Source organism: Rhizobium sp. RHZ01 (assembly GCF_014851595.1).
GTDB classification, from domain to species: Bacteria; Pseudomonadota; Alphaproteobacteria; order Rhizobiales; family Rhizobiaceae; genus Rhizobium; species Rhizobium altiplani.
This window is the reverse complement of sequence record NZ_JACUZZ010000019.1, coordinates 93198-116984: the sequence shown is the minus strand read 5'-3', so window position 1 is coordinate 116984 and position 23787 is coordinate 93198. Positions and strand designations below refer to the sequence as shown.

At 59.5% G+C, this 23787-nt stretch carries 21 protein-coding genes; 10 read left to right on the top strand and 11 right to left on the bottom strand.

Going from position 1 to position 23787, the window contains the following annotated elements; genetic code table 11:
* Positions 1-30 precede the first annotated feature (30 nt).
* From IB248_RS19885 to IB248_RS19875, 3 genes are all read right to left on the bottom strand, one after another.
* The gene (locus IB248_RS19885) at positions 31-1296 is read right to left on the bottom strand and encodes an O-antigen ligase (RefSeq protein WP_192241560.1); all 1266 of its coding nucleotides are present in this window, start codon (positions 1294-1296) and stop codon (positions 31-33) included.
* 10 nt (positions 1297-1306) lie between these two features.
* Positions 1307-2578, bottom strand: coding sequence for a polysaccharide biosynthesis/export family protein (locus IB248_RS19880; RefSeq protein ID WP_113161517.1), 1272 nt, complete (start codon positions 2576-2578; stop codon positions 1307-1309).
* A 76-nt stretch (positions 2579-2654) separates the two neighbouring features.
* Positions 2655-3335: a sugar transferase gene (locus tag IB248_RS19875; RefSeq protein ID WP_025660022.1), complete on the bottom strand. Its 681-nt coding sequence runs from the start codon at positions 3333-3335 to the stop codon at positions 2655-2657.
* Positions 3336-4109: 774 nt separating this feature from the next.
* On the opposite strand from IB248_RS19875, the gene IB248_RS19870 reads away from it, so the two are divergent.
* Both IB248_RS19870 and IB248_RS19865 read left to right on the top strand, forming a co-directional pair.
* Positions 4110-4376, top strand: coding sequence for an exopolysaccharide production repressor protein (locus tag IB248_RS19870; RefSeq protein ID WP_018117241.1), 267 nt, complete (start codon positions 4110-4112; stop codon positions 4374-4376).
* Between the two features lie 136 nt (positions 4377-4512).
* A complete protein-coding gene (locus tag IB248_RS19865; protein ID WP_192241559.1) occupies positions 4513-5514 on the top strand; it encodes a glycosyltransferase family 2 protein in 1002 nt (333 codons plus the stop codon).
* A gap of 10 nt (positions 5515-5524) precedes the next feature.
* On the opposite strand, the gene IB248_RS19860 is transcribed toward IB248_RS19865, so the two are convergent.
* Positions 5525-6484 (bottom strand): glycosyltransferase family 2 protein, encoded by a 960-nt coding sequence (locus IB248_RS19860; RefSeq protein ID WP_192241558.1) that lies wholly within the window; start codon positions 6482-6484, stop codon positions 5525-5527.
* Between the two features lie 589 nt (positions 6485-7073).
* Between IB248_RS19860 and IB248_RS19855 the strand changes: the two genes are divergently transcribed.
* The 6 genes from IB248_RS19855 to IB248_RS19825 all read left to right on the top strand — a co-directional run bounded on the left by IB248_RS19855 (position 7074) and on the right by IB248_RS19825 (position 15480).
* A complete protein-coding gene (locus IB248_RS19855; RefSeq protein ID WP_210258301.1) occupies positions 7074-8153 on the top strand; it encodes an acyltransferase in 1080 nt (359 codons plus the stop codon).
* 3 nt (positions 8154-8156) lie between these two features.
* Complete coding sequence (locus IB248_RS19850) at positions 8157-8951, top strand: glycoside hydrolase family 16 protein (RefSeq protein WP_018857333.1); 795 nt, start codon at positions 8157-8159, stop codon at positions 8949-8951.
* 1247 nt (positions 8952-10198) lie between these two features.
* Positions 10199-11197 (top strand): glycosyltransferase family 2 protein, encoded by a 999-nt coding sequence (locus tag IB248_RS19840; protein WP_026371804.1) that lies wholly within the window; start codon positions 10199-10201, stop codon positions 11195-11197.
* Complete coding sequence (locus IB248_RS19835) at positions 11194-12120, top strand: glycosyltransferase family 2 protein (protein WP_281419722.1); 927 nt, start codon at positions 11194-11196, stop codon at positions 12118-12120. Before IB248_RS19840 ends, IB248_RS19835 begins: the two co-directional genes overlap by 4 nt.
* Entirely contained in the window at positions 12117-13124 is a 1008-nt protein-coding gene (locus IB248_RS19830) for a glycosyltransferase family 2 protein (protein WP_113471282.1), read from the top strand. The genes IB248_RS19835 and IB248_RS19830 overlap by 4 nt, the downstream gene beginning before the upstream one ends.
* A 4-nt stretch (positions 13125-13128) precedes the next feature.
* On the top strand, positions 13129-15480 hold the full coding sequence (locus IB248_RS19825) for a polysaccharide biosynthesis tyrosine autokinase (protein WP_018857329.1): 2352 nt from the start codon (positions 13129-13131) through the stop codon (positions 15478-15480).
* Here the strand turns inward: IB248_RS19825 and IB248_RS19820 are convergent, their stop codons facing one another.
* Positions 15481-16218, bottom strand: coding sequence for a metallophosphoesterase (locus tag IB248_RS19820; protein ID WP_018857328.1), 738 nt, complete (start codon positions 16216-16218; stop codon positions 15481-15483). It lies immediately after the preceding gene.
* Between the two features lie 158 nt (positions 16219-16376).
* Between IB248_RS19820 and IB248_RS19815 the strand changes: the two genes are divergently transcribed.
* Entirely contained in the window at positions 16377-17477 is a 1101-nt protein-coding gene (locus IB248_RS19815; protein WP_169682259.1) for a monooxygenase, read from the top strand.
* 6 nt (positions 17478-17483) lie between these two features.
* Here the strand turns inward: IB248_RS19815 and IB248_RS19810 are convergent, their stop codons facing one another.
* The 4 genes from IB248_RS19810 to IB248_RS19795 form a co-directional block, all read right to left on the bottom strand.
* Entirely contained in the window at positions 17484-17948 is a 465-nt protein-coding gene (locus IB248_RS19810; RefSeq protein WP_018117230.1) for an Rrf2 family transcriptional regulator, read from the bottom strand.
* An 84-nt stretch (positions 17949-18032) separates the two neighbouring features.
* A complete protein-coding gene (locus IB248_RS19805; RefSeq protein WP_018117229.1) occupies positions 18033-19274 on the bottom strand; it encodes an adenylate/guanylate cyclase domain-containing protein in 1242 nt (413 codons plus the stop codon).
* 30 nt (positions 19275-19304) lie between these two features.
* A complete protein-coding gene (locus IB248_RS19800) occupies positions 19305-20924 on the bottom strand; it encodes an MDR family MFS transporter (RefSeq protein ID WP_018857326.1) in 1620 nt (539 codons plus the stop codon).
* Between the two features lie 113 nt (positions 20925-21037).
* Entirely contained in the window at positions 21038-22204 is a 1167-nt protein-coding gene (locus tag IB248_RS19795) for an HlyD family secretion protein (protein ID WP_018857325.1), read from the bottom strand.
* Positions 22205-22340: 136 nt separating this feature from the next.
* Between IB248_RS19795 and IB248_RS19790 the strand changes: the two genes are divergently transcribed.
* Complete coding sequence (locus IB248_RS19790; RefSeq protein WP_025660030.1) at positions 22341-23243, top strand: LysR family transcriptional regulator; 903 nt, start codon at positions 22341-22343, stop codon at positions 23241-23243.
* A 99-nt stretch (positions 23244-23342) separates the two neighbouring features.
* Here IB248_RS19790 and IB248_RS19785 read toward each other — a convergent pair whose 3' ends face one another.
* Positions 23343-23513: a hypothetical protein gene (locus tag IB248_RS19785; RefSeq protein WP_246779277.1), complete on the bottom strand. Its 171-nt coding sequence runs from the start codon at positions 23511-23513 to the stop codon at positions 23343-23345.
* Positions 23514-23562: 49 nt separating this feature from the next.
* Entirely contained in the window at positions 23563-23772 is a 210-nt protein-coding gene (locus tag IB248_RS19780; protein ID WP_018857322.1) for a hypothetical protein, read from the bottom strand.
* Between the last annotated feature and the right edge of the window lie 15 nt (positions 23773-23787).

Genomic DNA, 23787 nt, shown 5'->3' with positions numbered 1-23787 from the left:
GGACCAAGCCCGGTCGAAAATGCAATGACATTATTGAGGGAGAGGCTCAGGCGACGCGTGCTGTTGCCATGAGCTCACCGCTGGTTGGCGGCGCGCTGTCGCCAGCTTTCCGGCGGCGAAATAGAAAAGAAACGTCCCGACGTTGTACGGTGTCAGAATATCGATCTCGACGAAGGAGCGGATCGTCAGCAGCACGGCGATCGAGAACAGCAGATAGGATTCGTCGTTCCTGAAATCCTCGATGACGCGGCGCAAGTGCCCCCACAAAATCCGCAACAGCATTCCTGCAAGAACGACCACGCCCGCGAGGCCCAGCTCGACGGCCGTTTCGATGTAGGTGTTGTGGAAGTGGAAGCCGCTCCGCGATCCGATGAAGAACTCTTCCCACAGGCGCTCCGGCTCCGAGAAGCCCTGAACCCAATAGGCCTGGTAGCCGATGCCGAAGACCGGATTCTGCTTTGCCGCCTCGATCCCCTGCTGCCAGAGATAGGTACGCCCGGTCAGCGTGGAATCCTTGCCGAAGATGCCGAGAACGGCATCGACCGCGCCGAGATAGACGCCAGCAACGGCGAGAATGATGACGGCGACGCCACCGCCGACGACCAGCAGCTTGCGGTGGTCGGGGGTCAGTGCGAGCACGACACGCAGCCCCATCATGAGGGCAATCACGACGGCAGTCGTCAAAACGGACGTCGCAGACTGGCAGGCGATGAGGCAGTAGGCCGATAGCAGCCCGACTATTCCCGACGCCGCCATCCAGAGGCGTCTCTCACCGAAGATAAAGACGGCCGCGAAGGAAACGATCAACCCAAGCGACGCATAGAAGCCAAGCTGGTTCTTCGAGGCGAAGGCCCCAACGAAACTGAAGGTGCCGTCCAGGGGATCGTACTCGTAGTAGCCGAACAGCAGCGAATAGACGAGAACGATCCCCACACCGGCGATCATGCCCACCGTCAGGCTTCTGACGTCCACCACGCGGACTGCAATCAGGGCACAGATGACCTGAGTCAGGTACTGGATGCTGGCACGCAGCGAAATGCTCGGAACCGCCGACCAGAAGACCGACAGGAAGGCAAGTGCTGCGAAGGCATAGATCCAGAGATAGTGACCATGGCTGCCGAGCACCTTCTTGTAGTCCACGGCAATCAGCGGCAACCAGAGCGCATAGTAAAGCAGGATCGCCACCTGCCCGAACTTAATCGAGTAGGCGAAGCAAAAAAGTGACAGCGCCACGGCAGGGATGGCGAAATTCGCATTCCTGCCTGGCTGAATGAGCACAGATTTTGCGATCCGCATTGCGGCCTCGTTATCTCATTGCCAATCCGGCGGTGACCTTGATCAGGTCGCCGGGCTGCAGTGCCGTATTCTCCTGAACCGGAATCTCCTTCGCCTTGCCGTCGACATCGCGGACGATCGAGTAGGCGATGCTCGCAGCCCCGGTGCTGGTGTCAAAACGGGCGGCATCGGTGGATTGCGTCAATGCCTCCGCCATCAGCGAATTGCTGGTTTCGAGCTTAAGATGGAGTTCGTCTAGTTGAGCTTCGGCATTCTGAAGTTCCTGGGCAAGCTGCGCATCCCAGTCGTTCCGAAGCGTGATCTCGTCCTGATCGGCCTTGCTGATATCCTGCTTGGCCTTCAGCGAATTTGTGTCGATATCGAGAAGCGTCGCCTCGGTATCGGCAGCGCGCTGCTCGGCGGCCATCTTGCGGGCGCTGAGTGCCAGACCCTTCTCCGCAAGATCCTCGACCTTGTCGCGGTCCGCGGTCGCAAGCTGCAATTGCCGAGTCTGCGTTTCGCTCTTTTTGGCGAGGGTCTCGACCTCGCTTTGCAGCAGTTGCTTGAGGTCAGCAAGAGCCTGAAGCTGCAGCGTCAGCCGCTTCTTGCGCGTGTTCATGAGAGCCGTTTCGCTGTCAAGCAGGGGCTTCGCCTCCGGCTTGTCTTGCAGCTCCTTCGGCATTTCGATCGTATCCTGGTTCGCGATCTCCGCGCGCAACCGCGCCTGCTTCACCAGCAGGCGTGCACGGTCGGCCATGTAGACGACCGCGTCACCCTTGGCGTTGATGAAGTCGCGGGCGAAGCGTTGCCCGGCGTCCGCGCGGCGCAGGCCACCCGCGAGGCTCACGGCCTTGACGATCGTGAGATTGGGCGCGAACGGATATTCACCGGGCTTTTCAACGTCACCGGAGAGATAGACCGGCCGGAATTCCGACAGTTCCACCGAGGCAGAAGGTCGGTCTTTCAGAGCAAATTGCTTCTGCAGAGCCGAACCGATCTCCTGGGCGATCGCATCCGTCGTCTTGCCTGATGCGGGCATGTCACCGACGAAAGGCAGGGAAATGCTTCCTGAAGGCCCGACCGTATAGTCCCCACTGATAACCGACCAGTCGCGGATGCTGCCATCCGCGGTCTGCCACTCGGCCACCCGAATCCTCAGCTTGTCCATCATTCCGAGACGGTAGTCGTCTGCACTGGCAAGCGATGAGGACGCCAATAAAGCAGCAAGTCCGGCTGCGACAACAATACCGGATCTTAGCGAACGAAATCGTCCGGCCTTGCCGTCAAGAAAGCGTCTTTCCATGAACCTTCCCCGTGTCTCAGCACGACAAGCCGCAAGGCGTTGCCGCGCAGTACTGTTTTGGGTTTTGAGATGCGGCTTAGTAGCTGCCGCGTTGAGCGCATACCGCCGGGATTGTGCGTGCGATGATCACGACATCCCGAACCAGCGACCAGTTTTCGACATAGTGCGTGTCGAAGGCGACGCGGGTGGCGTAAGAAACGTCATTGCGTCCGCTGATCTGCCAGAGGCCTGTCAGGCCAGGGCGAGCTTGCAGATAATAGACGGCCGCATTCTCGTATTTTTCGAGTTCGTCTCGAACAACGGGACGCGGACCGACGACGCTCATTTCGCCGCGGATGATATTGAAGAGCTGGGGCAGCTCATCAAGGCTCAATTTGCGTAGAACGGCACCAACGGCAGTAACCCGGGGGTCATCCTGCAGCTTGCGCGTTTCACGCCACTCTTCCATGGCCTTCGGATTGTTTCGCAGGTGCTCCTGCAGAACCTTGTCACCATTGGTGACCATTGTCCGAAACTTCAGGCAACGGAACTCCTGGCCATTGTGGCCGATGCGGCGATGTCCGTAGAAGATCGGCCCCCTGTCGGAGAGCTTCACAAGCAACATCACCATCAAAAAAAGCGGGCTCAGAAAGATGAGCCCGAGGCAGGCGGCGGACACATCGAATGCCCGTTTTGCGATCCCGCCAGTCGGCGGAAACACGCTCTGATGAACTGCGCCATAAAATGGCGAACTGTCCGATCTCGTCGCAGACTTCATAGAGGTAACTCCACTTATGTTTGCCGTTTGGTCGGGTAGGCTCAGGCCGCTTAGCTGGCCCTGACGAATTCGAAGTGTATGAGGTGATTTTGTTTTTTTAAGCCACAATTTTACGACTGACGCTTTACGACGTGTTTTTCCGGCCGCCGTTCAGATTTTTTGTTTTTAAGAATCCGCTGAAATAGTCATACAATTCTCTGGCGATCTCGAAATAATCTATGCGTGTACCAATAAAAGTCTGGGCCATTGCTATCGGAGCCAAAGATACTGAAGTCTAGGTCGTTCCGGCATGGTGGGAGCAATTGGTGGTTTGCACTGGCGGCTTCTCGCAAAGCAATGGATTCTATTTGTCGAAAGAGTTCTCTATTGCATTGCACCATCAGTTTTGCACTGCACTAGCAAACCGATTAAAATTAAAAACTTTGTAATAAAAGTTGAACGCACAACCCCTCCAACGCACCCGTTGTGACCGACATTGTGGCACTAATGCTTACGTGTATTGCCAAATTAGGCGCAACCAAAGATCGACGTAATCTTCTTTAATCATCTTTCGCAAAAGCCCGCGAAGGGTGACAGCGCGTGGCATTTTTACCAATAGCCGGAAGAAACCTTTAAGATCGTCGCTGTACTACGCATTTCGCAGGCGCAAAAAACGTCTCCAGACCTTCAGTTGAAACAGGAAGTCCTGTAAAACATTATCCTAGGAAGGATCCCGGTGGCGCTTTCGTCTTCGATAATTGTTCGTTGAAGAAGCTCCGATGGAGGAGGCAACAGATGTATGCACCTCGCGTTATCTTCAGCATGCTCGGCGCATTGGCCGTATTTGCTGTGGCGACGTATTGGCTGAGCGGTTCCCTCGCTGGCACCGCGATCAAGACCGCAATTTGCGCCGTCCTGCTTCAGGCCGGCTACTTTGGCGGCGTGCTTTACCTTGTCTGGAAGGAATCCAGGAGCCGCACGATTCGCCCCGCCGTAAAGCGCGAAGAAGCGGAAAAAATGCCTGTGTCGCCCTTCAAGGGCTCTGAGCCGTTCAATCGCTAAGCATCGCAATTCGTACCGCGGTCGTGCCTGTCCGGCATGGAAGGCATCCTCGCCCCGTAACATCATTTGAACGGCCGCCCGTTGTCCGCCACACTTTGACGTCCTAGTTGTTGAGCGAAAACAACGGAGGCTACGCGTGGCAGAAACGGCAAGCATTTGCGTCATCATCGCAGCCAAGAACGCGGCGGACACGATAGAAACCGCCGTGAGATCGGCGCTTCGGGAGCCCGAAGTGACCGAAGTGGTGGTCGTCGATGACGGCTCCAGCGACGGCACGGCAGGGGCCGCGAGACGTGCGGACGACACCAGCGGAAAGCTGAATGTCGTCAGATTCGATCAGAACAAGGGCCCCTCTGCCGCCCGCAACCACGCCATCGACATCTCTTCGGCACCCCTGATCGCAATCCTCGATGCGGACGACTTCTTCTTCGAGGGCCGCTTTCGCCAGATGCTTGTGGAGGACGACTGGGAGTTCGTTGCCGACAACATCGCCTTTGTCGATGCCGATACAGCAAGCCAGGCGCCCCAGCGCCTACAGCAATTTGCCGCAAGCCCGCTCTTCCTCGACCTGCCCACCTTTGTCGACGGCAACATTTCCAAGCGTGGCGTTCGGCGCGGCGAGATTGGCTTCCTTAAGCCGATCATGCGACGCGCCTTCCTGGACAAGCATGGCCTGCGTTACCGTGAGGAGATGCGGCTTGGAGAGGATTACGACCTCTACATCAGGGCGCTGGCGCTCGGCGCGCGCTACAAGGTGATCCACAGCTGCGGCTACGGGGCGGTCGTGCGCGGAAATTCGCTCAGCGGTCGACACCGCACCGAAGATCTTCGTCGCCTCTACGAGGCCGATCGCGTGCTGCTGGCATCGTCAAGATTGCCGCCTGAGGCCGCCGAGGCTGTGCGTCGGCACGAGCGGCACGTGCGCGGCAAATATGAGCTGCGGCGGTTCCTCGACATCAAATCACAATCGGGCCCACTGGCGGCCATCGCCTATATCGCAACGCATCCAACCGCCTTCCCGCCCATTGCGACGGGCATCCTGATGGACAAGACCGAGCGCCTGCGAAATCCGGGTGGCGTTTCCGTCACCGCGCAAGGCGATGGCTTGCGATATCTTCTGAGCGCCCCAGCCAAGTAGCCGGGTTCGACTATCTGGAAAACTTGGCCGCCGCCAGCTGCAGCGCGCTCTGAAGCAATCGGGGATCGCGTGCCGCCCAGCGTGCGAGCAGCCGGAAATCCGGCTTCTTGCGGCGACGCAGAAGGCCGATCTGGCTCCAGATCGCCTGCTTTCGGGCGGTGTTCTTGTGCTCCTTGATCGTCTCCACCTCCCGCGGTCGGCGAGAGAAGCGGCTCTCCAGCTGGTCGAGCGCCATCCAGGTGATGAACTGCTGCTTGAGAAACTCCGGCGAGGCGTTGTCGACACCGTGGAAGATGTTGATGCCCTCGCCGCGCAGCGCCCCAGGCTCGCCGCAGAGCAGCACCTGTTTCGCGGCGATGATGCAATCGCAAAAGAACAGAACGTCCTCGGCCGCCAAGCGCAGGGCCGCGTCGAAACGAACCTTCTCGAACAGCGGCTGGCCGATGACCATGCAGGACATGTGCAGGAAGGCCCAGTTCTTCAGCATGACGCCCGCGAGGTCAGGCACGTCGAGGATTAGCGGCTTGCTCAGGAGACGCCGCGCCCCCTCCTCTTTCTCGAGAGCGGTGATACCAAAATGGTAGTCGAACTCCTCGCCCCCTTCGATGGACGCCCAGTAGCAGTCGCCACCGAAAGCCTCCATCGCCTTGGCTGCATTGGCCAAATGATCGGGCGTCCAGACATCGTCGGAGTCGAGAAAGGCAACATATCGCGTCGCCTCCGGCACATGATCGAGTCCCGTGTTCCGGGCACCGCCCGGTCCGGCATTCGGCTGGGCGATCACCGTGACACGCGCCCTATCCTCCTCCGACAGCGACGCTAGGTCCGCATCCGGAGAGCGTGGCGACTGGTCGTCGACGACGATGACATCAACATCCTTGAAGCTTTGCGAGAAGACCGACGCCAGGGCGCGGCTGAGAATGCCGTCCTGACGCTGGTAGAAGGGGATGATGATCGTGAAGGTCGCCATACGCTCTCCTTGAGATACGCGAAGTGATGTTTTCCGCCCCTGACGCATCTAGGGGTGAATGAAAGCGCAGCAAGTCTGCTGCACTGCAAAATGATGACGTTCATTTCGGCCGAAGTTTGTCAAAGCGGGTGATCTGAGCGGGTCGTCCCAAACTGTATCGGAACGAAACGGCCGTTCAGTCCCAAGCCGCAATTCGGCCACGATCGGAGCAATTCGTCAGCCTCGCGTTGTAACAATCGTTCACTAGTCAACAAAAACTTTCAGGCCCCGCGGCGCATAAAGAACCCAGAAATTGATGAATATCATCATGTTATGAAATGCACTGCTCACGTTGACGTTGAGCTCGATTCGGCAGACCCCTGCGTAGGCGTTTTCCCATACTGAGCCAGGACAGAACGACTGTTACGAAGTGGGACCGCCGATCACTTTTTGCTGCAGTGCCATATTTTCTTCCGGGAATCCGCCGTAGCTTTCTCGGCGCGGGCTCGAGTCTGCTCTGATTGAAAACGGTCGCAAGGGGAGGTGCGGCCCAAAAGGGGTGACTGATAACGTGAATGTTGATGCGAATGTATCGTCGCGGATCAATCTGATGCGCATCGTGCTCATTTCGGGCATTGTGTTTGTTCACATACCGTTCGATGCCGCCAGCAGTCCCTACGACGGGACCTACGGCGCATTTGACTGGATTCGGGTTTTCCTGACGGAGGCGCTCTTTCGCGTCGGCGTTCCCTGCCTGAGCGCGATCTCGGGCTATCTGCTGTTTCGCGGCGGACAGGAAAACTTCAGCTACAGGAAAACCGTGCGCACGAAAGTGCAGACGGTGTTCCTGCCATTCCTGCTCTGGAACTGCGCGTTCATTGCAGCGATCATTCTGGCGACCAGTGTCGGCATCGGTGACGGCTATCTGCCTGATCCGCTGAACGCGTCCGGCCGCGATCTCATGACGCAAGTGCTGGCAGTGGAGAATTTTCCTGACAATGTGCCGCTCTACTTCCTCCGCGATCTCTTCGTCTGCATCCTGCTTTCACCGATCCTCGCGTGGCTGATCAGCCGTGCGCCGATTTTGACGTTGACCGCCTTGCTGGTGATCGCGCTGATTCCGGAGCTGTCGATCTACATCGTTCTCAAGCGCTCGATCCTCTTCAGCTTCAGTCTCGGCATCTTCATTGCCCTGCAGCAGTTCGACTTGAAGGCTCTCGATCGCTTTGCGCCGGTTGGCGTCTTTCTCTTGCTCGCCGCCTCGGCGCTCCTCGCAACGGCGATCTTCTTCACGGGCCCGTCCTTGCCGGACTGGGTGCAATTGTTTCGCAACGCGCTAGCAATCGTCGGCGCTCTTGGCTTCTGGCTGCTATCGGCGCCGCTGATCAAGACGCAACTCGGCCAACGGCTCGCGAAAACGGGAAGCCTGAGCTTCTGGATCTTCTGCGCCCACTATCCGCTACTCGTCTTTTTCTGGATCCTATGGGGCAAGTCGGACCTGAGCTTCTACCCGCTCTTCTTCGTTCTGTCTTTCGCGCTGCTGTTTCCGTTTCTCACGTTCTCGAACGGGCTCTGCCGGAAGAATTTTCCGCGGCTCTACGCAATCCTGACGGGTGGCAGAACCAAACGGTCCGCAAAACCGACGTCGCCGCACGACGTCTCCCCCGAACTTGCTACACAGCAAAGGTGACACATGACGACCCAAATCGCCCATGCGCGAAAACTTTGCCTCGGCCTGATCGCCATTACGGCAGCCTGCGCTTCAGCGCTGCCGGCTTCAGCACAGCAGGCATCCGGAAAGTCCTTCGTCGACGATTTCGACAAGATCAACCATGGCTTCTGGTACGTTTCTGACGGCTGGAACAACGGCGCCCACCAGAATTGCACCTGGTCGAAGAACAACGCGAAGGCCGAGGACGGCGCCCTTCAGCTTTCGTTCGCCGACGGAAAATCGAACGACCGCAACTACTTGTGTGGTGAGATCCAGACGACCAAGCGTTACAGCTACGGCACCTACGAAGCCCGCATCAAGGCTGGAACAGGCTCGGGGCTGAACTCCGCTTTCTTCACCTATATCGGTCCAGCCGACAAGCAGAAGCACGATGAGATCGACTTCGAAGTGCTGGGCAAGAACACCGGCGAGGTGCAGGTGAACCAGTATGTGCAGGCCAAGGGTGGCAACGAGAAACTCGTTCCGGTTGGCAACAAAGCCGATGAGGGCTTCAATGACTATGCCTTTATCTGGGAAAAGGATCGACTGCGTTACTACCTGAACGGCAAGCTTGTTCAGGACGTTACTGATCCGTCGAAGATACCGTCCAACCCGCAGAAGATCTTCTTCAGCCTATGGGGTTCCGACACACTTTCGAACTGGATGGGGCGCTTCAACTACACGAAGCCAACCACTCTCAGCGTTGACCGCGTGGCCTTCACCGCGCTCGGCGACAAGTGCCAGTTCCCTGAATCGATCGCATGCACGCTCAACTGACCAGCGCGGGCCAAGCCCATACAGCAAAAGGAACGTCGATGCTCAAAGTGCTCTACCTCGTGCACGACCTGGCAGATCCGGCCGTCAGACGGCGGGTGCTGATGCTGCGCGAGGGCGGCGCCGAGGTCGTGCTTGCCGGTTTCCGCCGCGGCGAGAACCGGCTTGCGGAAGTGCATGGCGTCACGCCGATCGAGCTTGGACGCACGGCCGATGCCAAATTTGCGCAGCGCATGAGCGCCGTCGCAAAGGCGATGACCGGCCTCAAGGCTCTGTTGAAGAACGTAGAGAAGCCCGATCTCATCATCGGCCGCAATCTGGAGGCACTGGCCGTCGCGCACAAAGCCAACACGCTTTTCGGTGGCAGCGTTCCCGTTGTCTACGAATGCCTGGATATCCATCGCCTTCTGCTGCGCGACGACGTGGTCGGCAAGGCGATCCGCCGCGCAGAGGCGCATTTCGGCAGGAATGCCAAGCTCATTCTGACCAGCTCTCCGGCTTTCATCGAGAACTATTTCAATCCTCGCTCCGGCGTCAAAGCCGAGATGCTTCTGATCGAGAACAAGGTCATCGCCCTTGACGAAGCCGCTATCGAGCCGGCATTTGGCCGTCCCCTGAAGCAACCGGGCGAGCCGTGGAAGATCGGCTGGTTCGGTGCGCTTCGCTGCCGCAAGTCGCTCGGCCTTCTTGCCGAATTCTCGCGCCGCATGGAAGGCAAGGTCGAGATCGTTCTGCGTGGTCGCCCCGCCTACTCGGAGTTCGAGGATTTCGATGCCTTCGTGCGCGACGAGCCCTATCTTCGTTTCGAAGGCCCCTATCGCAATCCCGAGGATTTGCGGGCGATCTACGACGACGTCCATTTCTCCTGGGCGATCGATTTCTTCGAGGACGGCCTCAATTCGAGCTGGCTCCTGCCGAACCGGCTCTATGAGGGATGCCTGTATGGCGCCGTGCCGATTGCCCTCGAAGGCACGGAGACCGCGCGCTTCCTCCAGTCACGCGACATCGGCCTAGAGCTTTCCGAAGCCAACGTTTCGCAGCTCGCAGAGTTGTTCGAAACCATGACAGGCGAGCGGCACCGCGCATTGAGCGAGGCCGTCGCCGCCAAGGATCGCAAGATCTGGCTTGCCGACCGCAGCGATTGCGCGGCCCTCGTCGCAAGCCTTTCCCGCCTTGTCCCGGCAACCGCAGAGAGGGGCGGTGCCGGCGCAATCATTCCAACAAGCGTGTCTCCAGAAGGGTGGACAACCATGAAGCCTGATGTCGGTGCCAGCGTCTCCAGTCTCATCATCATTCCCTGCCTGAACGAAGAGAAGCATATCGAGGCGTTGCTCGCCAAATTGAGCCTCGAAATCGATCACATGGATGCCCGGATCGTCGTCGCCGACGGCGGCAGCACGGATGCGACACGCGACATCGTCGCTCGCATCAGCGCTGCCGATCCGCGGATCGTGCTCTTGCACAATCCCCGACGGATCCAGAGTGCGGCGGTCAATCTCGCGGTTCAGACCTTCGGCCGTGACTACGACTACCTGATCCGGATCGACGCACACGGCGATTACCCCGCCGATTACTGCCGACGCCTCGTTCAGGAGGCCGTGCTCACCCAGGCGGACTCCGTCGTGGTCGCCATGGAAACGGTCGGCTTCGGCGTCTTCCAGAAGGCAACTGCCTTTGCTCAGAATTCCAAACTCGGGAATGGCGGTTCCAAGCATCGCGAGGGCGCCAAGGGGCATTGGACCAATCACGGCCATCACGCGCTGATGCGCATCGCGGCCTTCGACGCGGTCGGCGGCTACGATGAAACCTTCAGCCACAACGAGGATGCGGAGCTCGACTACCGCCTGAAGCAGGCGGGCTTCGGCATCTGGATGACCGACAAGACGCGAATGACCTACTATCCGCGCTCGACCATTTCGACGTTGTTCCGCCAATATCTTGGCTATGGCAGAGGTCGCGCGAAGAACATCCTGAAGCATGGCAGCATGCCCAATCTTCGGCAGATGCTCCCGCTTCTCGTCGTTCCGGTCTTTATCGGCGCATTTCTTGCCGTTCTGAACTGGGCGGCCGTTATCCCATTCAGCCTCTGGGCCGTCGCATGCGTCGGCTACGGCTTCTGGATGGCCATCGGCCACAAGAATCCATACGGCCCGCTTGCCGCTGTTTCGGCAATGGTGATGCACTTCGCCTGGTCTGCCGGTTTCTGGATGGAGCTTCTGAGCTTCCGCGGCAGAAAGGTCTCTTCATGAACGACATGCCCCCCCTGCAGATCGATATCGGCATTTGCACTTACCGCCGCGCTTCGCTTGACCAAGCGCTGCTTTCGCTTGCGGTCCTCGCGGTGCCCGATGGAGCAACGCTGCGGATCATCGTCGCCGACAACGACAAGGTTCCGAGCGCCAAGGAACGGGTCGATGCGCTTCGTCCGACCATTCCGCATGAAATTGCCTATGTGCACTGCCCGGCATCGAACATTTCGATTGCCCGCAATGCATGCCTGGAAAATGCGACGGGCGATTTCCTTGCCTTCATCGACGATGATGAGGATGCCAGCGAGGAATGGCTAGTGGAATTGCTTGCCGTTGCCAGGAAGACCAAGGCGGATGCGGTGCTTGGCCCCGTCCGCAGCGTCTACTCGTCCACGGCGCCGAACTGGATGCGCGAGGGCGACTTCCACTCGACCCTGCCCGTATGGGTCTGCGGTGAAATCCGCACCGGTTACACCTGCAACGTCCTTCTTCGCCTCGATTCGCCCCATGTGGTCGGGCGCCGCTTCAACCTTGCACTTGGGCGCACCGGCGGCGAGGACACGGAGTTCTTCAGCCACATGCATGCCGATGGCGGCGGGATTGCCTTTGCACCCGAGGCCTATGTTTATGAACCGGTGACCGAAAGCCGCGCTGGCCTGTCCTGGCTTGCCAAGCGCCGCTTCCGCTTCGGCCAGACGCATGGGCGGCTGCTCCAGGAAAAGAACGCTGGCCCGCAGCGGCTAAAGCAGATCAGCCTGGCGGCAGCCAAGGCGGCCTTCTGCTACGGCGCGGCGCTTGCCTGCGTCTTTTCTCCGGTTCTGCGGTATCGCTACGCCCTTCGCGGCCTCATGCATGCCGGCGTGGTGAGTGGCCTGCTCGGCGTTCGTGAGATTCGTCAGTATGGAACGGCGGAGGCTGCATGACGCAAACCCAGCCCGACGTCAGCTTCATCGTCGCTGCCTACAATGCCGAGGAGACGCTCGCCAAGGCGATCGACAGCGCCCTTGCACAAGAGGGCGTGTCGGTTGAGGTGATCGTCGCCGATGACTGCTCAACGGACGAGACGAGAACCATTGCGCAAAGTTACGCGAACAGGGGCGTGAAGCTCCTGGCGCTTGGGCGCAATGGTGGGCCGGCGGCAGCGCGCAATGCCGCGTTGTCGGCTGCAACCGGCCGGTGGCTTGCAGTGCTCGACTCCGACGACACGGTCGAGCCGCAGCGTTTGCAGCGCATGATCAAGCGCGCAGAGAATGCCGGTGCCCAGATTGCCGTCGACAATCTCCGTGTCATTCGCGCCGACGGCACGCCGCCGGAGACGATGTTTATCCAGCAGTCGTTGGCCGAGACACCTGAGCTGACGCTTCCGATATTCATACGATCGAATGCCCTTTTTCAGACAACGCATAACTTTGGTTATCTCAAGCCGATCTTTCAGCGCGCCTTTATCGAACAGCATGGACTTCGCTTCAACGAAGCCCTCAAGGTCGGTGAGGACTATCTGTTTCTCGCCTCGGCCATGGCGCTTGGTGGGCGTTGCGTGATCGAGCCAATCCCTGGCTACGACTATCAGATTCGTGAGGGATCGATTTCACGCGTTCTTGCCCTTCATCACATCGATGCCATGATCGAGGGTGATAAGGCCTTCCTTCGAGATCACACGCTGGATGCGGAGGCGGCGGCCGCACAGGAGTTTCGCGAACAAAGCCTCCGCCGGGGCCGCGCATTCCTCATCCTCGTACAGAACATCAAAGACCGGTCGATCTCCGGAGCGATCAAGACGGCCTGGAGCAATCCGTCGGCGTTGGCCCATCTGAGGATGCCAATCGCCATTCGGATCAATCGCGCACTCGCGCCGCTTCGCCACTTGGTAAGCCCTCGGACCGACCTTACAGCCATCGATGGCGTGACCCGCTCCCGCAAAGGATAGAGCCATGAACCAACGGAACCTGACCTTGCACAGCACTCTGCCCAAAGCGGCCGACGATTCCGATTCTTTCATCGACATCGATCGCCTGATTGCCATCCTGATCCGGCGCGCCGGATCAATCGCGCTCTGCGTTGCCGCAACCGTGACGCTCGCCGTCATCTTTCTGCTCCTTGCGACCCCGCAATATACGTCGATGACGCAGATCCTGCTCGATGACGACATCGCGAAATACGCGCAGGATCCGACGCCGGCCGCCAGCTCGCAGCAGGTCGACATGCAGATCGCCAGCGCCGTCGAAATTCTCAAGTCGAACGAACTTGCGCTTCGCGTCGTCGATGCCGAGAAACTTCAGGACAATTCGACAATCCTTGACCCTTCGAAGTCGCCAGTTGAGCTAGTCAAGTCCGGCGTGAAGCTGATCGTCAGCGCCTTGGCGCCCGGCGGTCCGCCGGTAACGGAAGACGATGCGCGCAACGGCCGCCGCCAGAAGGCGGCCGCCCTGCTGCAGGAGGCCGTGGCGGTATCGCGGGTCAATCGCAGCTCCGTTCTCGCGGTTTCCTTCCGTTCGACCGACAAGCTTCTGGCACAACGGATCACCAAGGCGTACGCCACCGCCTACCTGAACGATCAGCTGAACGCCAACTTCGACGCCACGGAAAGCGCCTCGGTGTGGCTGCAGCAGCGCCTTGCGGATCTTCGCGAGCGGTCGCAGCAGGCTGCCCTCGATGTCGCGAAGTTCAAGTCCGACAACGGCCTCACGTCGGCCAATGGCGAACTGATGTCGGAACAGCAGCTTGCCGACCTGAACAAGCAACTGATCGTCGCCCAGGCAGACAGTGCCAGCGCGTCGGCCCGCTACAGCCAGTTCAAATCGATCATCGACCTTGGTCCGGAGAGCGCTGTGAACAACGCCGCGATCTCGTCAGGCCAAGCGGATAATACCGTGATCAAGGATTTGCGCACGCGTTACGCCGCGGTGAACAAGCGCGAGCAGGAGGTTACAACCAACTTCGGGGAAGACCATCCGCAGGCCGTCGCTTTGCGTGCCGAAAAGCAGGACCTGACCCGCCAGATCTATCAGGAACTGCAGCAACTGACGGCCAGCTACCACAACGAATCCGAAGTCGCGCGCGTACGCGAGGCCTCGCTCCGCCAGAACATCGAACACCTGACTGGCAAGAATTCGGAGGCCGACAGGTCGCTCGTCCAACTCAACGATCTCGAGCAGCGCGCGACCGCCCTGAAGACCCTTTATGAATCCTACCTCGGCAAATACGAGGAAGCCTCGCAGCAACAGTCCTTCCCGATCGCCAAGGCTCGCGTCATCTCTGAAGCCGGCGTGCCGGCATCGCCGTCCAGCCCGAAAAAGACCATGACGCTTGGCCTCGCCATCGTTCTCGGCCTGATGGCCGGGGGTGGACTTACGGCGTTCCAGGAATTCCGTGAACGGTTCTTCCGTGTCGAAGGCGATGTCAGGACGATCCTTGGCCTCAAGTTCCTCGGCTACCTGCCGCTCATCGGCAAGGCGCCGCGGGAGGGTAAGATCTTCCGGCCGCGCACCAATCCGCCGGTCGAAGCCGCCGAAGCAGAGTCGGATGCAACCTTCGAACGCATCATGCGCGTCGTCCTCGAGGCGCCACGCTCGGTCTTCGCCGAAACGCTGCGCAACGCGAAGCTTGCAAGCGACGTCATGTTCCTGGGCAAGTCGGACCGCGTCATCGGAGTCGTCTCGGCGATGCCGGGAGAAGGCAAGTCGACCACGGCGGCCAATTTCGCAGCACTTCTCGCCTCCAGCGGCAAGCGCACGCTGCTGATTGACGCCGACCTGCGCAATCCGGGCCTGACCCGTATGCTGCGGAACCCACCGCAACAGGGTCTTGTCGAAGCAGTCCTCGGTGAGGTTCCGTGGGCGAGTGCCGTCAAGATCGATCCGATAACGAAGCTCGCGATCCTGCCGGTTCTGCCGAACGATCACCTTATGCACACGAGCGAACTGCTTGCTTCGCAGGGCATGTTCAATCTGATGGAAAATGCCCGCAAGATGTTCGACTACATCGTGGTCGACCTTGCACCGCTCGGCCCTGTCATCGACGCCAAGGCGTTTGCTCCGCAGGTAGACGGCTTCCTGTTTGTGACCGAATGGGGCTCGACACCGACATCAGTCGTGCGCGACCTTCTGAATTCCGAGCCGCAGATCAAGTCGAAGATTCTGGGTGTGATCCTCAACAAGACCGACATGACGGAACTCGGCAAGTTCACCAACTTCGGCGGCACTGAACGCTACCGCCACAAATATGTGAGCTACTACACCGAAGAGACGTCAAGGAAGCGGGAGCCCGCAGAAGCCGGCGCCTGATCACGTCTGGAAGAGATGCACGCGCCCTCTCCACAGTCTGGCAACCGTAAGTCTGCCGCTGTGGAAGGCGCCTGTATCAAGGTTGAGCCTCATCGGCAGGACCTCGGGCTCATCGTTCGGCGTATGGCCATGAACGATCACTTTCGGCAGCGGCCGGCTGCTCTCGAAAAAGCGATGGCGGATGAAAACGAGATCCTCGTCGCTTTGCGCATCGATCGGCAGCATCGGATCGATGCCGGCATGAACGAACAGAACATTCGGCGTGTCGACGAAGATCGGCAGGGATCGCAGGAAATCTATGTGCGGCTTCGGTATTGACTGCTTGATGTAGCCCACGAGCTTGGCGGCGTTCGGAAAAACCAGCGGCAGTTGTTCCGGATCGAGCCCGTAGGAGCGTAGCAGCGCATCCGACCCCATCCGCATCCAATCCGAGAAGGAAACCAGACCGTCGAGATAGTCGAGCATCGTGGTCTCGTGGTTCCCGGTCAGGCAGATGCGGTCGAAATTCGCCGCTGGAGGCATCATCAGGTGCGAGATCACCTGTGCCGAAGAGGGGCCGCGATCAATGTAGTCACCGAGCGTGATGATAAGCTTGCGCCCCGGGATCACGGCAGCGTCGTCAATGATGGCCTGCTCCGCCTTCAGCAGCAGGTCGTACCTGCCATGAATGTCACCGATGGCGTAGATCGGAATGTCGCCGGGATCCAGTTTCAGCCGCTCATGGACTGTTGAAGGCATGTTGAACCTCTCATTGCGGACAGCGAAGCGTCGCACGCTTCGCATTAGTGCAATCAAGCGACAATAAAATTCAATCGCTCGTGCATTCGTAGAAAAACGCGCCTTATCATTGCACCCGCGATCCAGCAATCCTAGAGGCGCAACTGATAGGAGAAGCGATGGGAACCGTATCGCGGTTTCAAGACCGGACAAGACCAGCCGCGCACCGTATCGAAACCGAGGAAGAGGCGATAGCCACCGCGCGCCGCCTTGCCGCGGACTTTGCGCTGCAGGCGAGCGAGCGTGACATCAACCGGGTGTTTCCTCGCGCGGAGCTCGACGCCCTTTTCCAGTCGGGACTGACGGCCGTGACCGTGCCGCCTGAGAACGAGGGGCTGGACGTCGGCAATGCGCTTCTCGGCGAGATCGTTGCCATAATCGCTGAAGGCGATTCTTCCATCGGGGAGTGCCTCGAACGCCATTTCACGGTGCTCGAGGAACTCCGGAGTGAACAGAATGAAGAGCGAAAGGCACTCTTCTTCGCTCACGTCCTTGCCGGCGATCATTTCGTCGCAGCAGATTTTCCCGAAGCCGGTGCGGCTGTTCCCTCCGGCCTCCATTATCAATTAAGCGGCCGGAGCTTGCGTGCGCCCGGCATCCTCTTTGCCGATTGGATCGCTGTCGAAGCGACTGACACGCAAGGGCAATCGGTTCGCTTCTACCTTCCCCGCGAAGCCGCGGGCCTGCAGATCATCGACGACTGGGATGGTTTCGGGCAACGGACGAATGGCGCCGGAACCGCTGTCGCCCAAGGTGTCACCGGGAACGCCGAAGAGACGGACAATCAACGGCAACGCCACTCGACCAGTTCGGCGCTGGCCGCCCTACTCCATGCAGGCACGGACCTCGGCATTGCCCGGGCCGCGCTCGCCAACCTCCGGGAGGCGCCGCTCTCAGCCAGCATCGGCAAGCTTGCCCTTTCCGTGCAGGCGACTGCAGCGCTCCTGGAAAGCGCCGGCAACAAACTCGATTTTTCCCAGGTCGGCCCATCGACCGGCGCGGTCGAACTCGCGTTCTTCTCCGCTTCAGCTGCCAAGATCATGGCAAGCAGGACGGCCCTGGAAGTCGCCAACGCACTGTTCGAGCTGTCGGGCTCCGGCGCGACAAGCATCGGCCGGAATCTCGATCGACATTGGAGAAATGCGCGAATTCGCGCGAATGATGCGGCCGACGACGATCTTTACCGGGCGGCAGCAGAGCATTATTTTGGCGGTAGCTGATGCTGCTTAGTTGGCAACCGAGATAGCGACTTCCTCGTCCGCATCGTCCAGCTTGCTGCCCGACGCGACGAACTGCTCAAGCGTCATATTGTCAAGAATGTCTGCGATCGCATCGCGGACCTCAGTCATGGAGCGCCGCACCTGACAGTTTTCGGGATCGGAACAGTCGTCGCAGGCTTCGTAAGCTGTACGGCTCGCACAGCGAATAGGCGCCAAAGGCCCGTCAAGCGTGCGGATGACGTGGCCAATGCGAATTTCAGACGCCGGACGCGACAGCGAGTACCCGCCACCGGGGCCCTTTTTCGACCGAAGAATGCCGACATTTCGCAATTCGAGAAGAATCGTATCCAGGAATTTCTTCGGAATGTTGTTGCGCGAAGCAACGTCATTGATGAAGGCGGTTTCCCCCGGCGCAAGCCGCGCCAAGTCAACCAGCGCCTTCAGCCCATACTTTCCCTTTTTCGTCAGCATTTCTTGTTGCCTTACGCCCCCGTACTCTCCATCCCCATTATTCAGCAAATAACGCCAAAACCGTGAACACACAACAAATAGCTATTATTTATATAGTTTATATTCGCCTTCTGCTCGCCCCGGGAACGACTCCGGAAGGCGAAAGAGCTCGACCTTCTCCGAGAAGCCCTTGAGCGCGTGCCAGCCCACCGAGACGGCCTCGGCCTGAGCCTCGCACCGGAATGCATCGGACATCAGGAGCGGGACGCGAAGATCTCCGCATGCCGTTTGGATGCGGCTGACCAGATTCACGTCGGGACCGATCAACGTGAAATCGAGGCGGCGACCGGATCCGATATTGCCGTAGCTGACTTCGCCATGGTGCAGGGCGATCCCGACGTTGAGAGCGATATCGCCGAACTCGAATTTATCGATCTCACGCAGAATGTCCTTGGCGGCGATCAATGCCGAAGCGCTACTGCGGGCCGGATCATAGCCAGGAAAGAACGCAAGGACGGCATCGCCCATAAATTTCAGAACTTCGCCGCCTTCGCGCGTGATGGCGGGAATGACCTTGTCGAAATAGGCGTTGAGCAACTCGAGCACGCTGTTGCTTGGCAGCCTGTTGGATATCTCCGTGAACCCGCGCAGATCGCAAAGCAGAAGAGCCGCCTCAATGGACTCGATCTCGCCCTGCCGGACTCGCCCGGCAAGGATGCGCTGCGCTGTGAGCGGACCGATATAGGTGTCGAGCAGGCTGAGTTCGACTTGACGCATCACCCGCAATTCGCAGGTGTTGCGCAACGCCGGGAGGATCCGCTCGAGAGCCTGGATTTCGGCAGGTGTAAAGCCGCCGGGCCGCCGGGTCCCGAAGGCAGCCGCGCTCACCGGCCCGTCGGCATTGCAAAGAGGCGCGATCATCAATTGCACGAGGCCACGGCCTGCAAAGATATCGATATCCTGCCAGCGGCCGTGCATGCTGTCACCCAGCCCGACAACCAGCGGCTCGCGGCTGTCCATGACCTTGCGCAAAGGACTGCTGGCAAAGGTCTGGCGCGCGCTGTGTTCGCGATCGTGGATCTCGACCGGATCGCCCGGAGCCCAGGCAAGCGTACGGCCAATCAGTTCCGGATGAAGCGTCATGAGATGAAGCGTCATGCGATCGATAGGCAGTCCGAGTGCCAGTAGGCGGCGGCCGAGGGTGGAGATCAGGCCGGGCTCATCGAGCGCATGGCATTCATCGCCGGAGAGCCACTCGATCAACGACAGCAGTGAGTTTGTATTGCCTGCTACGCGATCTGTCTTTGAGGGGCGGGTCTCGGTTTCGATTTGGAGGATGCGGTTCATGGCGTTTCTCCCTGGTGGCGGAGTGAGGCGCTAGTGAGCGCCGCCCCCGGACAGATGACCCGGCTTCTTCAGCAGCAGCGTTGCGAGCAGTGCGACGAGCAATGCAGCACCGAGCACGAAGAATGTGTCGCTGAAGGCCATGATGTTGGCCTGCTTGCGCAGCTTGAGCGCGATGGCGACGACGGCCTTGTTGGTGGCAACGGCCTGATCGCTGACACCGTGACTCATGAAGTAGGCGGTCAGTTTCGCTACACGATCCCGAGTGGCTTCTTCGAAGACCGAGATCGAATTCGTCAGGATATTCGAATGGAATTGCTCGCGCTTGCTCAGAAAGGTCTGCAGGCTTGCGATGCCGACGGCGCCTCCGAGGTTACGCATCATGTTGAAGAGCGCGGATGCGGAACCTGCATTTTCCTGTTCGATGCCCGCTGTTGCGACGGCCGAGAGCGGCGCGAAGACAAGCGCCTGCCCGACGGCGCGGATGACGTTTGGCCAGAAGAGCTGGTCACTCGCATAGTCGGCGGTCATGTAGACATTCATGAAATTCGAAGCGGCAAACAGCGCAAAACCGAAGGCGATCAGTAAGCGAACGTCAAAACGCTTCATCAGGCGGGGCACCAGCGGGATCAACAGCAGCTGCGGAATGCCCGTCCAGGCGAGGACCATGCCGATCTGCTCGGAATTGTAGCCCTGGATGCGCGACAGATAGATTGGAAGAACGAAGGCAGAGCCATAAAGGGCGATCCCAAGCAGGACGTTCGCCACAATCCCGAAGCCGAAGTTGCGACGGACGAGGAGCCTGAGGTTTAGCAGCGGATGGGCGGTCTTCAGCTCGATAATGAGGAACAGCGTCAACGACACGACAGCGATGATCGACAGGCGGACGATGAAATCCGATCCGAACCAGTCCTCCTTGTTCCCCTCTTCCAACACCGTCTGCAGGGCGGCAAGGCCGATTGCCATGGTGATGATGCCCGGCCAATCGCCCTTGGCGAGCAGACCGAGTTTCATCGGAGCGCGATCGAGCGACGCCCAGAGCATTCCCACCATGAGCAAACCGGGAACCAGATTGACGTAGAAGATGAACTCCCAGCCGTAGTTCTCGGTCAGATATCCGCCGATGGTAGGCCCGATGGCAGGAGCAAAGGTCGCCGAGAGGGCAAAGAGGGCCAGACCGATCGGCTGCTTGGGCTTCGGCAGAAGCGTGATGATGATGGTGAACGCCATGGGGATCAGCACGCCGCCCGCAAAGCCCTGAACGGCGCGCAGCACGATCATCTGCTGGAGGTTCGCCGCGAAAGCACAGGCGACGGAAAATAGCAGGAACAAAATGGCGTTGGTCAGGAGATACTTGCGGACGGAAAAGACCTGAGCAAGCCAACCGCTGAGAGGGATGACCACGATCTCCGCAATCAGGTAGGAGGTCGAAATCCAGCCACCGTCGTCCTTGCCCGCGCCGATCGCACCCTGGATATCCGCGAGCGAAGCGTTGACGATCTGGATATTGAGGACGGCCATGAACGCGCCGAGCGTCGAACCGACGACGGCGCTCCACATGCGAAAGGCGCTCATCGCAGCTGCGGGCTTCGGAGCCGCAGCGTCCACTGGACGCGGGCTGGAATTGTTGGCGACGATCTGAAGTGTAGCCATGACGTCTCTCCTTCCGGCTATGCGGAAACAATCTCATGACGAGGTTCGGCTGATAATTCGGGAAAGGAGGGAAGGATCATCCAGTCAGGCTGGATAATCCTTCCCGGTACCACCTACCTGACGGCCGCTTTGGTATCGATCTCAGGCTCGACGGACATTCCGGCGCGAAGCAAACCGCTCACTTTCTCGTCGTCGATGACGATCTTTACCGGGATGCGCTGGACGATCTTGGTGAAGTTGCCGGTCGCATTGTCAGGGGGTAGCAGTGAGAACTCCAGCCCGCTCGCTGGTGAAATACTGTCGACATGGCCCTTGATTTCCACGTCGGGGAAACTGTCCACCTTGACCTCGACAGGCTGCCCGGCGCGTACATGAGTGAGCTGTGTTTCCTTGAAGTTGGCGACGACATAGACGGAATGCAGCGGCACGACCGCCATCAACTGCGTCCCCGAGGTTACGAACTGTCCGACTCGAATGGTGCGGGCGCCGACGGTGCCGTCGACCGGAGCGATGATCTGTGTATAGGAAAGGTTAAGTTCAGCCTGATGCTGGGCGGCGGCGGCGCGCTCACGCTGCGCGACAGCCTGCTCGCGCTGTGTCTGAAGAACGGGCACCTTCTTTTCCGCGGCGACCAGCGCGGCCCGATCCCGTTCAAGTGCCGCCTGCGCCTGATCGCGAAGTGATTGGCTCTGTTCCGCCCGCGACTGCGTACCGGCACCATTGGTGATCAGCCGTTGCGAACGGGCCGCATCGGAGCGAGCAAAATCCAGCGTCGCCAGTGATGCATCGATCGTCGCCCTGGCCTGGCCGATGATCGACTGCTGCAGTTCGATCTGCGCATCGAGATTTGTGATGGCTGCAGTTGCGGCCTTGACGTCGGCCTTGACCTGGGACAATGCGGCCTGATGGTCGCGATCGTCGATCTTGGCGAGCACCTGCCCAGCCTTGACTGCATCGTTATCACCGACAAGGACTGCGGCGACATAGCCCGAGACCTTCGGTGCAACGGTCGTATAGTCGGCCTTCACATAGGCATCATCAGTGGATTCGATGAAACGGCCAACCGTCCAATAGTGATGGCCGTAGTCCGCCACAAAGGCGGCACCGGCAAGAAACGCGGCAGCCAAGATCGTCCGCTTAACGAGCTTGCGACCCTTCTTGCCTTTGGCTTCGACGGCAGAGGCAACGTCCGCTGCCGGTGCAGCCGGGGCTTCGGTGACCCTTGCAACCTCGGGCTCGCCGGCCGCCTCGAAGGCTTCCTTGCGGGGTAATTCGACCATTGTCCTTCTCCAGTGGTTTGCCTCGTCAGGCGAGGCTAAATTCGATGAGACAGACAATGCGTCGTTACGCGCGATCTGATAATCTGCTTAAATCGGGAAGGATCATCAACTCAGAGCGGATAATCTAGGGGGTGCAATGGATCGGCTGACGAGCCTCACAGTCTTTGGTCGCGTGGTGGAGTGCGGCGGCTTTTCAGCGGCCGCGCGCCGTCTCAACATGTCGGTGACGATGGTCGGCAACCACGTGCAGTCCCTCGAGGACAGGCTGGGCGTCAGGTTGCTCAACCGCACCACGCGCAAGGTCAGCCTCACGGAAACCGGCAAGTACTACTACGAACGCTCGGCTCAGATACTTGCCGATCTCGAGGAAGCCGACAGCACGGCCGGTGCAATGAGCTCGACACCGCGCGGCACGCTCAAGGTCTATACCAGCGCGGCCATCGTCCGCTTCCTGCTGCCCGTCGTCAGCGAGTATCTTGAGCTATATCCCTCGATCGCGCTCGACCTGAGTGTTGGGGAGAGGATGATCGATATGGTCGAGGAAGGTTACGACCTCGTGATCCGCACCGTGCCGCCACCGGATTCGAGCCTTGTTGTCAGGAAGTTGACGCCATGGCGCCATATCCTGGTCTGCTCGCCGAACTACCTTGAGAACCATCCGGCGCCACAGGTCCCGGCGGATTTGGCAAATCACAACTGCCTCCAATATACGTATTACCCCTACGGAGACGAATGGCGCTTCGAAGATGCAGATGGCGCCCAGATGAGTGTGAAGATTGGCGGCAACGTCGTATCCAACAGTGCCGAGACCCTGCGGCACCTCACGACGACGGGCCAGGGCATATTCCTGGCACCAAGTTTCGTTGTGTTTGATGACATCGCCTCCGGACGATTTGTCCGGGTCATGCGCGACTATCGCGCCGTCGAGTTCAGCATCAATGCCATCTATCCGAACCGCAACCACTTGCCGACGAAAGTTCGCCTGTTCATCGACCTCCTCGCGGAGCGCTTCGCGGAGCACCGGAAATGGATGACGTGAGGGCCTTGGTCAGTTCGTGTTCTGCGTCGGCGGCGGTGCGGTGCTGGGGCTGCTTGCCCCTGCCGGTGCTCTCGGTGCAGGGCTGGTGCCACCGCCCGTTCAAACGCTGAACGCCAAGAGGACCGCGGCAACCACGAAGGCGACAGCGCCCAGCAACGCCCAGGCGGACAGGCTGCGCCCTTCTCGGGACAGCGCCGTTTCCTGCGCTTCGTAAGCAGTTTGCCGATCGCTGGAATGATTGTCCGGCCTGTTGTCATTGGCGGTCATCATTGCACCTCTGGCAACGAAACGCCGGCGGCGTTCGCCAAGTTCCAAGAGATCAGATCAGAGGATCCCGTCCTTCGGCAACGGCGAGGTTCAGTTCGCGGGCGATGTCCTCCGCGTCCCTCTTGCTAAGGCCGACGAAATCCCTTCCGTCCGTTGCCGCCGGCAAGGACGTCAAGGTATCGACGATCGTCCACCTGCCACGCGGCTCCTGACGGATTTCGTAACGGGGAAGATCCTCGGATGGACAAGCTTCATCTGTCACGTTCTTACCGCTACC